Below are 14180 nucleotides of genomic sequence, written 5' to 3' on the forward strand. Positions count from 1 at the left end.
AATAAAAAATTGGAAAAGCGAGTGGGCAAGCATTTTCTCAAAAAAAACCTTTACGTCACATCATGTGGATGTTGCGCATTTCTCATCCAATCTTCCCTCTCAATTCAAAAGATAACTTTACATTCAGGTTTTTCTGTTATTTAGATTGTGGATATGCTATCATATTTTAAGACTTTGTACATTTATTAACAAATTTATTTATGGAGCGTGAAAGATGGAAACAATCGACTATACCCCACTTAATCTTTATACGAATTTTCAAGAAGCTGCTGAACGCACACCTGATGTCCCAATGATTTTTGATCAGACATTAGTGGCTTTTCCGGAGCTTGGTTTTAAAAGCACTTACAGCGAATGTCATGAATTAGTAGTAACACGTGCCTATCAACTGGCTAGTTTAGGTGTGACACTTGGTGACAAGATCATGATCTACAAAAGCTCTGCTTTTGATACCTACTTGATGGCCGTTGCTGCCTCTTATCTAGGTGCAGTTCCTGTCATGCCTTCCTACCATTTACCAACAAGTACTTTAGAAGTATTTGTTGATCGTTTGGAAGACCCTTTTATCTTATTCGACGAAGTGACAAGTGAACGCGTTGCAGGCATCACTAACGGCACTAAGAGCAAACAATTGGCTGTCGCTGATTTGCTCAAACAACCCGCAACTCCTGTGGAACAAAAGAAATTAGATAATGATGAAATCTCTTATATGACTCACACTTCCGGCACGACCGGCATTCCTAAATTGATTTGCCACTCTGCACATTCAATGGGCTGGCGGACAAAGTGGCAAAAAACGGTATTTACTAAGATCGCCGAGAAGAAATTAGTCGCTTTTCATATTTCGCCGGTTCATTCACGATTCAACATCGGCATCTCTTCTCTTATGGCGATGGGCTTTCCGATGATGCCAATCGCAGATCCTCAAGGGGAACATGTGGTAAAACTGTTATTAGAGAATCCGCCAATTGCTTTAGAGACACATCCAAATAACTTTGTTCAGTGGAGTTTCACTGCTAGAGAGCATCCAGAAGCTTTTTCAGGTATTCGCTACTACCACTCTACATTTGATGCCATCAACAATCAGACAATGGAAGTATTCCTTCAAACGTCAGCAACAAAAGAAGCAATCTTTTTGCAAGTCTACGGACAAAGTGAATGTGGACCGATGATATTGAAAGCTCATACGTTGGAGAGCTTAAAAACAAGTGACGCACGTGATATGGGTGTCGGTTTAGGTGATTTGACCAAAGCAAGGATCACGGATGAAGAAGGCAATGAACTACCGGCGAACACAGATGGTCACATCCACTTGTTATCAAAAGGTCGTGCATTGACTTATTATAAAGAAGATGCTCGTTTTCAAGAAAATGTGTATGGTGTTTGGTGGGATAGCGGCGATTATGGTTGTATCGATGAAAATGGCCATCTACATTTGAAAGATCGTCAAGTTGATTTGATCGATACGATCAATAGTACATTAGCGATCGAAGATTATTTGTTGGATTCATTGGAATTTTTAGCTGAAGTCGTCATCGTTCGTGATAAAGATAATTCACCACAACCAATCATTGCTTTAGCGCCGAATCAAGAGATGGATTGGGATCGTTGGTGGAACCAAGTCCATGAATTGCCACGTTTGAACACACCGATCATTCGTGCTTACGAAGATATTCCAAGAACAGCAACGATGAAAGTCCAACGGTTACAAATTGAAAAAGAATTTAAAGAAGCAAATCAATAATTATCTGCTCCAATAGTCCAGACAAGTACTTTTCCTGTAGTTAGGAAAGTGCTTGTTTTTTTTGTATATAGATTTCTTTTCTCTTTTTTGCATAAAGTGGCTGACTTGATAATCTGCCAATTGGCTGTTTTTCTTTTTATTCGAACAAGGTATACTCTTTTTGTGGAGGGATGAAAGTGAAAAAAATAGTAACGATTGGAGGATCTGATCCGTTTGCTGGTGGCGGCATACAGTCCGATTTAAAGACATTTGAAAACCATCATATTTTTGGGATGAGTGCATTGACTTGTATCGGAATGCTTGACTCAGATGGTTCGTTTATATTAGAGACGATCCCGCCTGAATGGCTAGCCAAACAGCTAGACTCGATTCGACGTATGACAGATTTAGATGGGATAAAAATTGGCTTATTACATTCATTGGAAGCCATTGACGTTGTGAAGGATTTCCTTACATATTTTGAGGATGTTCCCATTGTGATCGATCCTGTGTTTGCCTTTAAGGAAACAACAAATACCTTGAATCAAGCTTATATGCAAAAAATGATACAGGAGTTATTTCCTTTTGCGGATGTATTGACCCCGAATTTGAAAGAAGCCTCCCTACTTTATGGCCAACCCGTTCAAACATTTCTCCAAATGACTGATTGTGCAAAATATATCCATTCACTGGGTGCTAAGAACGTAGTGATCAAAGGTGGTACTGGGATTATCGGTAACGAAGCATTGGATGTTTTATTCAACGGAAATGAGACAATCTCATTTAGGCGGGAAAAGTTAGACGAACAGACTGTCAACGGTGCAGGATGTACATTTGCTTCCGCGATTGCTGCAAATCTGGTCTTAGATTATCCTTTGACGGATGCTGTTGCTCGGAGTAAGGCTTTTGTTTATGACTGTATCTTGAATGGTGTCATGATGAAGGATCAAACAGGAAGTGTTTGGTCAAAAGGAAAAGGAGTGGAAATAACGAATGAATACTAAAAAAATTGCAATTTATGCCATGCTGACGGCTTTAACTGTGGGGATCTCTTTAGTCATCTTGATCCCAATACCTGGAACCAACGGATTTGTCACCTTATGTGAAGTTGGGATTTATACGGCAGCTGCCCTTTTTGGTCCGATGGGTGGATTGATTGTTGGTGCAGGAAGTGGCTTGTTTATTGATTTATTATCCGGCTATCCCCAATGGGCGATCTTCTCTTTATTGATCCACGGCTTACAAGGACTGGTTGCTGGCTATTTTGCGGGTAAAGGTTCTGTGCGTTGGGGCTTTGGTTTATCCCTTGGAACGATCATCATGGTTGCAGGCTACTTCTTTGCCAGTTGGTTGCTTTATGACTGGCCAGTCGGTGTCGCATCGCTACCAAGTAATTTGGTCCAAAACATTGTCGGTATCGTGGTGGCAATCCCACTTACAAAGGCATTGATGCGTTTACCTCTGCAACAATCAACGGTAAAAAATAAGTAAAAAGGATGAATGGAAAATGGAAGTATCAAAAGACAGTTTCAAACAGCAATTATCTGAAATGGTTTCGGACGTTCTCAATGAAGCCCATCTTAAAGCAGGCGATCTATTCGTTGTAGGATGCAGTACCAGTGAAATTGTTGGTGGACATATTGGTAAAAACTCAAATGCAGAAATCGGACAATGGGTCATCGAAACATTGAAAGAACAATTAGACCCTCTTGACGTTTCGTTAGCAGTCCAAGGCTGCGAACACCTTAATCGAGCATTAGTCGTCGAACGTCCAGTAGCGGAAAAGAAACAATTTGAGATCGTCTCTGTCATTCCGGCACTCCATGCAGGAGGTGCCTGCTCAGTTGCAGCATTTGAACAATTCAGCGATCCTGTCGAAGTGGAACATGTCGTTGCTCAAGCAGGAATCGACATCGGCGATACTGCGATCGGAATGCACATCAAGCATGTTCAAGTGCCTGTACGTCCTCGTTCTAACACATTAGGTCATGCGCATGTCACTGCTTTACGGTCTCGCCCTAAATACATTGGCGGACCTCGCGCGCAATACGAATAAGAAAAAACTACGAACGAATAAGAGAGTGTTCCCTTTCTTACTGTTCGTAGTTTTTTCATGTCAGCTAAATTTTTCGATAAAGACGCGCTTCATAAGGGGCGAATGTACCACCTGATTGAAATTCTTGACCGGGTTGATTTTCCAATAATACTTCCCAATTTGTTTCGATTTCCGTTGGTAAGGTATAAGTCGCTGCTTCATCAGTCAAGTTGACGATGATCAGATAACGTTCTTCATCTAGGACTCGTTCGTATACAAAGAGCTGTTCATTATCAGGTAGATATTCATTGAAACTACCATATATCAACCCTTTGTTTTCTCGACGTAGGGTAATCATTTTTTTGTAAAAAGATAAAATCGATTCTGGGTCATTGGTTTGATTAGCGACATTGATCATTTGATAATTCGGATTGACGAGCAACCAAGGGGCAACCTCAGAAAAACCAGCATACAAATGATCATTCCATTGCATCGGTGTACGACTGTTATCTCTTGTGGTATTGGCTACGATATCCAATGCTTCTTCTTCAGAACGTCCTTCATCAAGCAACTGTTGATACAAGCGTTTCGAATCTACTGCATCAATCTCATCAATAGAGGAAAATGGTAGATTCGTCATACCGATTTCTTGTCCTTGATAAATAAATGGCGTACCTTGTAAAAAGAAATACATCATGGCGATTGCTTTTGCAGAAACTTGCCAATATGCAGGAGACGTATCTCCAAAGACAGACACACATCTTGGTACATCATGGTTTTCCATATAAAGAGCGTTCCAACCTTTGCCATCCAGTGCTCGTTGCCAAGCGCTCAAGGATTGTTTCAAACTCAATACATCTAGATCTCCATCTTTTTCATGTTTCCAGATCGAAATATGATCAAACTCAAAGATCATATCAAAATAGCCATTTTCACCTACCCACTCAGGTCCTTCGTTTGCAGATACCCCACTCGCTTCTCCTACCGTCATAATATCGTATTCATCAAAGACATTTTTTAATTCTGTCAAATGATCTTCAATACCGGAGACATTTTGAAAAGGAGAAAATGGGTTCTCAGTTGCCTGGACAGAGTATTCATCCTTTTTTACATGAGAAATGGCATCTAAGCGGAATCCATCGATCCCTTTATCTAACCACCAGCGGATCATCGTGAAGAGTTCAGCTTTTAACTTGTCACTTTCCCAGTTCAAGTCAGGTTGTTCTTTTGCAAAAATGTGTAAGTAGTATTGACCAGTTTGTTCATCGTATTGCCAGGCTGAACCGCCAAAGATCGACTGCCATTCATTTGGTGCTTGATCAGGTGTGCCATCGACCCAAATGTAGTAATCACGGTAAGGATTATCGACCGACTGACGTGATTCAATAAACCATTCATGCTGATCAGAACTATGATTGATGACGAGATCCATGATGATCTTTATCCCCATCTGATGGGCTTCAGCTAATAAAGCATCAAACTCATCCATTGTACCAAACTTCTCAAGGATTGCTTGATAATCGCTGATATCATAGCCGTTATCGACAAATGGTGACTGATAAATAGGGTTGATCCAAATAAAGTCGATCCCTAACTCTTTCAAATAGCTAAGTTTTTCGCGAATGCCGTTGATATCACCGATACCGTCGTTGTTGCTATCTTTAAAGCTCGCTGGGTAGATTTGATACCCAACTGCTTCTTTCCACCACTTTTCTGACTGCTTCATGCTTATCCCCCTTTTTTCTTTATTATAGCTCAATTTCAAGCGGTTACATATTTGTTACCGTTAACTGTTTTCATGCTTACATCAGTTGGAGTAGTGCTTATCATAAATGAAAGAACTCAAAAAAGCGAACATCAAAGACCATGAGTGACGCATCATCTTTGATATTCGCTTAATATTTATTTATAAATAACGAGAAATCAATTGGATCAATTGTTTGGGAAATGTCGATAAATCGGTAATATCGACGAAGCGACTTGCGCCATAGATTTCTTTGATTTCTTCCTTATCTTGTCCAATTGCCGCAGAAATAAAGACGATACCTTGGCGTTCATATTCGGTCAACACTTCTTGGATATCTTTTTTTGCTTTAGCGCCTGTATAATCAGGTAACGCTTTTGGTTGGCCATCACTGATGTTGACGATCAGTTTGGTTGTTGCAGGTTGTTCTGCCAGCTTTCCAGCGATCAGACGTAACACTGCGCCATCACGATTGTTTTGTCTTGGCTTCATAGTCACTAATTTCTGTTCCAACCACTCAAATGAATCTGAAAATTCTTTGTACGAAAAGACAGATGTTTTTTCTCTTGTCGAAACATCTGCTGTATCCCCGTAGATCAATAAAGGAATACGTACTTTTTTGGCAAATGCGGCAATAGCAAATGCAGCTTTTTTTGCAGCTAACATGCGGTCTTCACGAACCATCGAACCAGATTCATCGATTCGTAGAGCCACTGCCAAAGAAGGTTGTTCGTGAGGGGGATTTTTTTTATCAAATTGCCGTAAATCCCCATAAGCTACTCGACTAGCATTAAAACGTTGGCCTTCGTACTTTCCTTTTTGATAAGTTTCGCTTTGTTCATTTTCCAAAAGATCAAGGATTTGCCGACTCAATGAATCCACGATTGGATCGATTTCTTGTCGAATAGTCGCTACTTCAGGATTTATGACAGCAAACTTAGGGCGATGAACGATCATTCCTTCTTTTTCATGGATCGTACCTTTCATCAGCTGTCGCGCTTCTTTATTGAGTTCACGTTTGAGTTGCTTGTCTAAGGCTTCCATATCTGAAGCTGACATCTCTTGGGATTCATCATCTGATTGCTGTTGACTTCGTCCTTCGACTTCTTGACTCCGCTCTTCCGATAAAGGCAACGTGTCAATCGGGGTTTCTTCTTTCGCCGCTGCTTCCTTTGTCTGCTCTTCTGGTAACACTTCCTCTTTTTCTGAGGGTTGTTCAGCAAGGGATGTTGTTTCTTCTGCCAACTGATCGATTTGACGTTCTATCGCTTCTTCTGCACGAATTGTCCGTCCTTTGATTCGTGGGGATTCGTCTGATAAGTCCCCCCATTTCTTTTGTCGAAGCAATTCTCTGAGTTCATCTAAAAGCCCACTATCAGTTAGTGCAGTCGTCAAAATGTGTAATTCATCTGGATCAGTCGTCAGTTTATATAAGACTTTGGGATAGAGCGATACGAAAATGTCTTGATTTTGTTTCATTGTATTGACCCAATAAAAATAAGAACGCATACCTGCCACACCTTTGATAGCATTTGCTTTGGCAGTTTCATCTAACAAACGGATCACTTCTGCCATTTTCAACAAAAGTGTCGGCTCTTCGACTTGTGTCTTGCTGATAGCGCGTTCCACCATGACTGAAAGCTCTGGCAGGTCCATTTTCTCAGCATGTTGCATACGATCTCGAAGCGATTCATTCAACGGTCGGTTTCCTTGGTAGTTGCGATTGGTTGTAATGATGATGATACAATCAGGGTGGCGTTTTATCACACCAGTAGGTAAGTTCAACAAACCGTTCGTTTCTAAGGCAGAGTTCAAGGCAACAAGAACCGAAGCATCACGTATCACCGTTGGTTCTTGGATTTCTAAAAGATAACCCTTTTCGATCGCACGAACGATTTCTGACGGATAGTATTTGTAGTGGATCGTACTTTCTTCGTTGTTTTCGATTCGTTGCACGAGATCGGCTAATTTCTGTTTGGCTGTTTGTTGATCGACGGAGTAATATTGTTCGATCAACGTCAATACCGCAGATAATGTATCCGTTTGATAAATAGCGGTCAATAACTCTTGATCCTCTTCTTGGTCTGAATCAATGACAGGTAGTAACGCACCAAAGACATCTGATTTATCCATATCAGCAAAGCATGTTACTTTCGTATAAGGTAACTGCAAATCAAAGGATAATGCTTTGGCTAATTGCGTTTTCCCAGAACCTGCATCTCCTTCCAATAGCACATTGCTGATTTTCATTTCCGGATCTAGCCAGTTTGCTTTGATTTCAGTTGCAATACGCAGCTCTTCAGCACTTGTTTGATGACTTGTCGGTTTTTTCCAGATCATTTGTTTTTCGATCGGCGTAAACGTTCGCTGGTCGGTGAGTGAAAAGTTTTCCATGTTTAAACACTTCCTTATAACATTAATACCCTAGATCATCTAATAGACGTTTCAAGATACGAAAACGTTCACCAAGTAATTCGCCATCTTTTTGTAAAGCATCGTAATATAACATGATATCTTCATCGATTTTAGGATTTTTCGTGTCCACTTCCACCGTCATCCGGTTTCCTTGCAAACCGATGATATCAACGACAGGATTTTCAGGGTCGTAAAATTTTTCATGGCGGTAGGCATCCTGGAAGTATACACTTCCTTGCGCCACTAAGATCGCTAAGTCAAGGATACGAGTGATCGGTAATTCTTCCGATTGACGTGACCACTTTTCACCTGTATGACGCCACACTTTTCCTGAGATATCGACTTTGCCTCGATCATTCCACTGAGCTAATCCTAAAGACAATCCTTTTGCATCTGTATGCAAGGCTTTTCTGCCATCAACTTTATCGTAATCTTCAACGACGATCACTGGTTTATGTTTCAAATTTGTTGGTATTTCCATCCTTCTCTACTCCTTTTTAGTAATTTAGTGATTTAGTAAATTACTAGATAATTAAAGATAGTATAAAATAATTAGGGTAGAAATGCAAAAAAACAGTCCAAGCAAGTCATTGCTCAAACTGTTTCTTTTCTTTGTGTTTTTGCTTTCTGCCCTATTTATTGTGCAGAGATCGCAATACCGATCGCTTTTTCACCCAAGTGACTACCGATCACTGGACCAAAATGGCCGATCTCGATTTCTGCTTGTGGGTATTGTTTTTGAAGTTTTGCTTTTTCTTCTTCGGCAACTTCTAAATTGTTTGCATGGATCACATATAATTTTACTGGTGGCTTAATTTCTTCATTTCGTTTGCCAATGATTTGCTCTGCACGGGCAAAAGCTTTTTTGCTTGAACGGATCTTCTCGAATAAAATAATCTTACCTTCTGAAAAAGTCAGGATCGGTTTGATTTTCAATAGTCCGCCGATCAGTGCAGCTCCGTTAGTCAAGCGACCTCCGCGGACTAAGTTGTTCAAGTCGTCAACGATCAAATAGGCGTATGTATTGTCTCTAATTCGATCGATGTGAGCTAAAATGGCTTCAAGTGAATAACCTTTATCATTCAAGTCTAAAGCAGATTCCACCATATGCCCCATTGGCATACTGGTGATTTTCGAATCATAAGGAACAATCGTCATCTCTTTGACGTCGTCTTTCATCGCAAATAATGTATTGACGAATCCAGAGATCCCACTTGATAAGTGTATGCTTAAGATCGTATCATAGCCTTTGGCTTTCAGTTCTTCGTATAGTGCCAAAACTTCACCTACAGCAGGTTGGGAAGTTGTTGGAAAATCTTTACTGTTTTTCAATAGTCCGTAATATTCGTCTGCTTCGATGTCAATGCCTTCGTTATAAATTTTTCCATCCAAGATCACAGGGATAGGAATCACATATAAATCAGGATGGTTCTTGATACGTGTTGGCAGGAAAGCTGTACTGTCAGTTACGATTGCTAATTTCATTTATTTAAGTTCCTCGTTTCAAAGAATTTTACCAGTCCTTAATACTATATCATAAGTAAGAAAAGATTTGAACCTTTGTCCGGATTATAGAAAAAGCAACCCATGTTTTTTATTAAAATCTAAGGTTTTTATCACTTTCATTGTTTATTAGAACAAATAAAAGCCAGGACTAGAAAAAAATTTCTCAAGTCCTGACTTACTATTTGAAATTAGCTTGCACGCTTAGTTACCTATAGAACCACTGGTACTTGCCACAGTATCCCCTTATCGTCTAAAATTCTTGACCATTTGCATGGCGTTTCTTCCAAATTGGGCAAAGGCAAACGTCAAGCCGCCGACACCTCCGATTACCACACAATAAATGACTGCATGCGTTTTTGATGTCATGGATAGGGAAAGACTCAAAACGAAGAAAAGAATGCAGCACAGAAGCAACATGGCCATTGTCGAACGAAACGTCTTCAAGAAGAAATGACTGATCTTTGCGAATGGCGAGATGCGGTATTCTTTTGATAAATAAAGATACCCACGAACAAACACAAAAGCAAAAGCCACTGTATTAGATAAACTCATTCCGTATCCGCCAAATAAAGCTAACCCAATCGCTTGGAATACGACTTTTAAAATAATGGCTTCCGTTGTCAGTTTGATTGCAACTAAATGATGATTCAATGATTGGAGCATCGTCGATAAAATCGTAAACAACGAGAAGAACAAGGAAGCTAGAAGCGCCATTTGGAAGTAGCCGACACTCTCTGGATCATAGCCAAAAAACAAGGTGTATAACGGTCCTGCTAATAAGGACATCCCTGCTAAAGAAGGCAAAAGGATCAATAAAGCAATCGAGAAGCTGTCCCCGACTGTTTTTTCAATCTGTAGTCGGTCTTTTTTTCCTAGTGTACTTAGGATTGGCAGACTACTGATTGCGACCGTTCCGACCATTGAAATCAAGATCAGTGTCAATTTGTTCGGATTGACTGATGCACGACTAAACAAAAATTCGAGTTGTTGGTCTGCAATTTCCGGTCTGAATAAATGTAAGAATGGTTTCATCGTCACCTGATCGATCATTTGCACGATCGTGATCACCGAACCAACATAGATGAAGGGTAAGGTTTCTCGAATGATCGAAACAGACGCAGAACGATTGTCTTTTTTGAAATAGCGACTTGAGATCCAGAAATCTTTTAAACGGAAATAATCGTTTTGCCGTCCGACAACAAACATATGACCAATAGCCGCTAGTCCACCAAAGAAAGAAGCAACAGTACTGATCAATACCGCTTGCACAATCGTGCCATCTGTCAACACACGCAAATAATACGTACCAGCTAAGATCACGATCACACGGATCACCTGTTCAATGATCAAGGAAGTACCGTAAGGGCGAAGATGATTTTTCCCTTGGAAGTAACCTCGCATCGCACTTAATACTGGGATCGCTACTAAGGAAGGACAGAGACTACGAATCGCCAAAATACCATTATCGACATTCGAGATCGGACTGATTTTCGCCAAAGCGGGAGCAAACAAATACATCAATACGGCAGATATGATCCCGATAACAAACATGATATTGATCGTACTGCGAAAAATGACCCGACAAGCCTGTTCATCTCCATTTTTCGTCGCCACCGCGACTTTTTTTGCTATCGCATTTGGAAACCCGACTGTACCTAACATCAGGAAAAGGCCATATGGTAAATAGCCCACATTATAAAGGGTTGTTGCTAACATGCCATCTTGATTGTTCCCCATCATGCTCAACCAAGGAATCAAATAAACGACACCTAAAACTTTACAGAGTAGATTGGCAAAGGTAAGCCAAAATGTCCCTTGCATCAATTTCTTATTCATATGTCAACCTCAACTATCTCTATTAGAATAAACATCTTCCCTATTATAACAAAAAAAACTTGGAGGACAACTCGTTCAGGAAAACAAAAAAATAAGCTTCCCGATTTTTTGGAGAAGCTTAAGAAATTCTATAACATTGATAATAAAAACACAGAAGCAAGTCCTGTAATGACAGACAAAGCCATTGAGCGAGTCTTATAAGCAACACCTGCGACAAATAGCATCGCAACGATTTTGATGTTCCACGCAATATCTAAATGTTCATGCGTGATAAAAACATCTTTGAAGGCTAACGCTGCAAACAAAGCAACTGGTACATATTTCATCCATTCGCTAAACCATTTAGGCACTTTTCGATGTGTAAAATAAAGCATAGGAAAAACTCGTGGAATGTAGGCAACGACAAATAAGCTGATCACCAATAACAACAAGTACCACTCAGTCATGATGTTGCACCTCCTGTTCTGGGAAATGGAACAATGGCTCATTCAAAGGTTGGGTCTCTTTGCTGGATTTCTTTTCCTTTTCCTTCTTGAAGGCTCTTTCTAATACAAAACCTGCTGAAGAAGCAATCAATGTTGCAACGATCAAACCGAAAGTGTTTTGGAAAAGTACCATGAATATGACACTGAGTATCCCAGAAAAGAGCCCTGTGAAGATGAGTAAAGCATTTTTCATTTGCATGATGAACATAAAAATAAACATAGCAGTTAAGGCAAAATGCACCAAATCCGTATCCACGCGGATCACTGATCCAAAAATATTTCCGACCATGTTGCTGATCGCCCAAGCCCCCATTGAAAACCAATTGACATATAAAGCTTTTCGCTTGTCCCAAGTGGGATCAGTGGAATACTTCAAATAGTTGACGGCATAATTTTCGTCATTCAATGATTGAGAGAACACAGCTAAAAAGAATCGCTTTTCTTTCTTCATAAAGCCTGAAAGACTCGACCCTAGCAAAATATACCGTAGTTCTAAGAAAAAAACCATCAAAAGTGTAGTTGAAAATGGCGCTTGTGTGGCTAACATAGAGGCAACTAAGAATTGTGCGCCACCAGAAAATACTAAGATAGATAATAGACCAGCTAAGAGTGGATCAAAACCAACTTGTTGCAGTAAGACTCCGCAAGCTAACCCAACTGGGATATAACTAAGGCAAAGTGGCAACGAAGCATGTAGCGAATCCTGCCAAGGCGCCCGTTTCTGTTTATTCATTAACGATATCTCCTTCAATTTACAACAAATAAATAGCGGACTAATTGTAACATAAATAAATAAAAATGTAGCCGTTTTATCGTTAAACAACATGATATTTTTCTCATTTTCAAAGGAGAACGATTAAAAAAAATAAAAATCATCGAAAAAGATAAGAGGAAATTCATTTTCCTCCTACCTTTCAGATGATTTTACACTATAAATAAACGAGTTGTTTTTTTGACATCAAACTTTTTTATAAGTAAAAAAATAACAATAGTTTCTAAATTATTTCTCGACGTTCTCTATCATATTTTCTTGTGTTTTCTTTATTTGCGAATAATTTGGATCATATTTATCTGTTTCAATGTAAATATAGATTTTTTTATCCTTTAATTGTTCACGGATCGTCCGTTCAATATCATTGATGATCATGTGTACTTGATATTCTTTACTCTCAAATAGATCGATTTTTGCCGCAACTAAAATCTCTGTCGGACTTAAATGCACCGTTTTGATATCAATGATGCGATTCACTTCATTTCGCTCAAAAGCAAATTTGATCTTTTTCAAATCTGATGTAGTCACGCTCTCGCCAATAATCAAACTATAAAATTCTTTTGCCAGAAAGATAGCAGCACCCATCAATAGAAAGCCGATCAATAGTCCACTGATGGCATCAAAAGCTGCAATCCCTGTCACCATGGTCAATCCGGTGCCGACTAAAGCAAGAACAAGACCAATTACAGCACAGAGATCTTCGGTGAAGATCACGAGGATTTCACTGTGGCGACTTTCGCGTAAAAAGCCCATGGTTGAAAGGTTTTCAGTGTTCAATTCGCGGATTTCTTTCATCGCAATCCGTAATGAACTACCTTCTACAGCTAGACCAAATAATAGAATCAGGATGACGATCCAAGGATTACCAACTTCGTGGGCGGGATGGGTAAGTTTTTCAAAAGCTTCCATCACACCTAGCGCGCCCCCACCAAAAAACAACATCATGGCAACAATCGTACTGAAAAAATACTTTGCTCGTCCTTCGCCAAATTGGTGTAATTCGCTTTGACCACGATTCGCACGTTTATCACCGACTAGTAGTAATACCTGATTGCTACAGTCAACGATACTATGGATACTTTCATTCAACATAGCGGCACTGCCACTGATGGCATAACCGATAAATTTACTAAACGCAACTAAGAGGTTGGCACCTAACGCTGCCAATACAGAAAACATTCCGCTCTTCTTCAAATTCTCCATTGCTTTTTCTTCCCTTCATTCTTAACAACATCAAAGAGTATCTAAATTAAAGATGACGGTTTGATTATTTTTTAATATCGTTTCTTTTGCGCCTACTTTTGTATTTTTACCATCCACACTGAACATCCAATATTTTTTCTCTTCGGTATTTTGGCTCTGACCATTGATCGAGGTGATAAATCCTTTGTCTTCTTCCACACTAAAGTTTTGTTCCAGCACGTCCAGTAAATTTTCTCCTGTATGGAACGTCACTTTTTTTACTAAGGTATCAACCCCATCTTCTTGCAAGGTGATAGTTGCTGTTTCATTCGTCACCATGGATAACGGTTTTGGGTCAGCTTTTTTTGTCTCATGATTTGTACAACCGGTAAAGAAAAGCAACATCGAACAGACAATGAGTAAACTGGTTCCTATCCTTTTCATTTTCCCCCTCCTAAGTATAAAAAAAGCCAAGGAGAAAC

General features: G+C 39.8%; 13 protein-coding genes. 4 read left to right on the forward strand and 9 right to left on the reverse strand.

The features are described 5' to 3' along the window. Positions 1 to 214: 214 nt before the first annotated feature. The 4 genes from IGJ39_RS06920 to IGJ39_RS06935 all read left to right on the forward strand — a co-directional run bounded on the left by IGJ39_RS06920 (position 215) and on the right by IGJ39_RS06935 (position 3779). Complete coding sequence (locus tag IGJ39_RS06920) at positions 215 to 1744, forward strand: AMP-binding protein (protein ID WP_019723945.1); 1530 nt, start codon at positions 215 to 217, stop codon at positions 1742 to 1744. 176 nt (positions 1745 to 1920) lie between these two features. Further along, the gene (locus IGJ39_RS06925; protein ID WP_019723946.1) at positions 1921 to 2727 is read left to right on the forward strand and encodes a bifunctional hydroxymethylpyrimidine kinase/phosphomethylpyrimidine kinase; all 807 of its coding nucleotides are present in this window, start codon (positions 1921 to 1923) and stop codon (positions 2725 to 2727) included. Beyond that, on the forward strand, positions 2717 to 3214 hold the full coding sequence (locus tag IGJ39_RS06930) for an ECF transporter S component (protein ID WP_065095821.1): 498 nt from the start codon (positions 2717 to 2719) through the stop codon (positions 3212 to 3214). Before IGJ39_RS06925 ends, IGJ39_RS06930 begins: the two co-directional genes overlap by 11 nt. Before the next feature lie 16 nt (positions 3215 to 3230). After that, positions 3231 to 3779, forward strand: coding sequence for a TIGR01440 family protein (locus tag IGJ39_RS06935; protein ID WP_029594172.1), 549 nt, complete (start codon positions 3231 to 3233; stop codon positions 3777 to 3779). Between the two features lie 64 nt (positions 3780 to 3843). Here the strand turns inward: IGJ39_RS06935 and IGJ39_RS06940 are convergent, their stop codons facing one another. From IGJ39_RS06940 to IGJ39_RS06980, 9 genes are all read right to left on the reverse strand, one after another. Next, positions 3844 to 5484, reverse strand: a complete 1641-nt coding sequence (locus tag IGJ39_RS06940; protein WP_195339274.1) for a glycoside hydrolase family 13 protein — start codon at positions 5482 to 5484, stop codon at positions 3844 to 3846. 180 nt (positions 5485 to 5664) lie between these two features. Continuing rightward, positions 5665 to 7896, reverse strand: a complete 2232-nt coding sequence (locus IGJ39_RS06945; RefSeq protein WP_195339275.1) for an AAA family ATPase — start codon at positions 7894 to 7896, stop codon at positions 5665 to 5667. A 22-nt stretch (positions 7897 to 7918) separates the two neighbouring features. Then, positions 7919 to 8398 carry a DUF6530 family protein gene (locus IGJ39_RS06950; protein ID WP_019723209.1) on the reverse strand — a complete coding sequence of 160 codons (480 nt, stop codon included), beginning with the start codon at positions 8396 to 8398 and terminating at the stop codon, positions 7919 to 7921. 155 nt (positions 8399 to 8553) lie between these two features. Next, on the reverse strand, positions 8554 to 9402 hold the full coding sequence (locus IGJ39_RS06955; protein WP_019723210.1) for a DegV family protein: 849 nt from the start codon (positions 9400 to 9402) through the stop codon (positions 8554 to 8556). Between the two features lie 264 nt (positions 9403 to 9666). Continuing rightward, the gene (locus IGJ39_RS06960; protein ID WP_019723211.1) at positions 9667 to 11259 is read right to left on the reverse strand and encodes a polysaccharide biosynthesis protein; all 1593 of its coding nucleotides are present in this window, start codon (positions 11257 to 11259) and stop codon (positions 9667 to 9669) included. Between the two features lie 128 nt (positions 11260 to 11387). Next, positions 11388 to 11705, reverse strand: coding sequence for an AzlD domain-containing protein (locus IGJ39_RS06965; protein ID WP_019723212.1), 318 nt, complete (start codon positions 11703 to 11705; stop codon positions 11388 to 11390). Next, positions 11698 to 12477: an AzlC family ABC transporter permease gene (locus IGJ39_RS06970; protein WP_019723213.1), complete on the reverse strand. Its 780-nt coding sequence runs from the start codon at positions 12475 to 12477 to the stop codon at positions 11698 to 11700. Before IGJ39_RS06970 ends, IGJ39_RS06965 begins: the two co-directional genes overlap by 8 nt. Positions 12478 to 12744: 267 nt before the next feature. Further along, positions 12745 to 13719, reverse strand: coding sequence for a cation diffusion facilitator family transporter (locus IGJ39_RS06975; protein ID WP_438764360.1), 975 nt, complete (start codon positions 13717 to 13719; stop codon positions 12745 to 12747). A gap of 30 nt (positions 13720 to 13749) precedes the next feature. After that, positions 13750 to 14142 carry a DUF4430 domain-containing protein gene (locus IGJ39_RS06980; RefSeq protein ID WP_019723215.1) on the reverse strand — a complete coding sequence of 131 codons (393 nt, stop codon included), beginning with the start codon at positions 14140 to 14142 and terminating at the stop codon, positions 13750 to 13752. Positions 14143 to 14180: the final 38 nt, after the last annotated feature.

This window comes from Enterococcus sp. AZ140 (genome assembly GCF_051714405.1).
Lineage (GTDB): Bacteria > Bacillota > Bacilli > Lactobacillales > Enterococcaceae > Enterococcus_B > Enterococcus_B pernyi.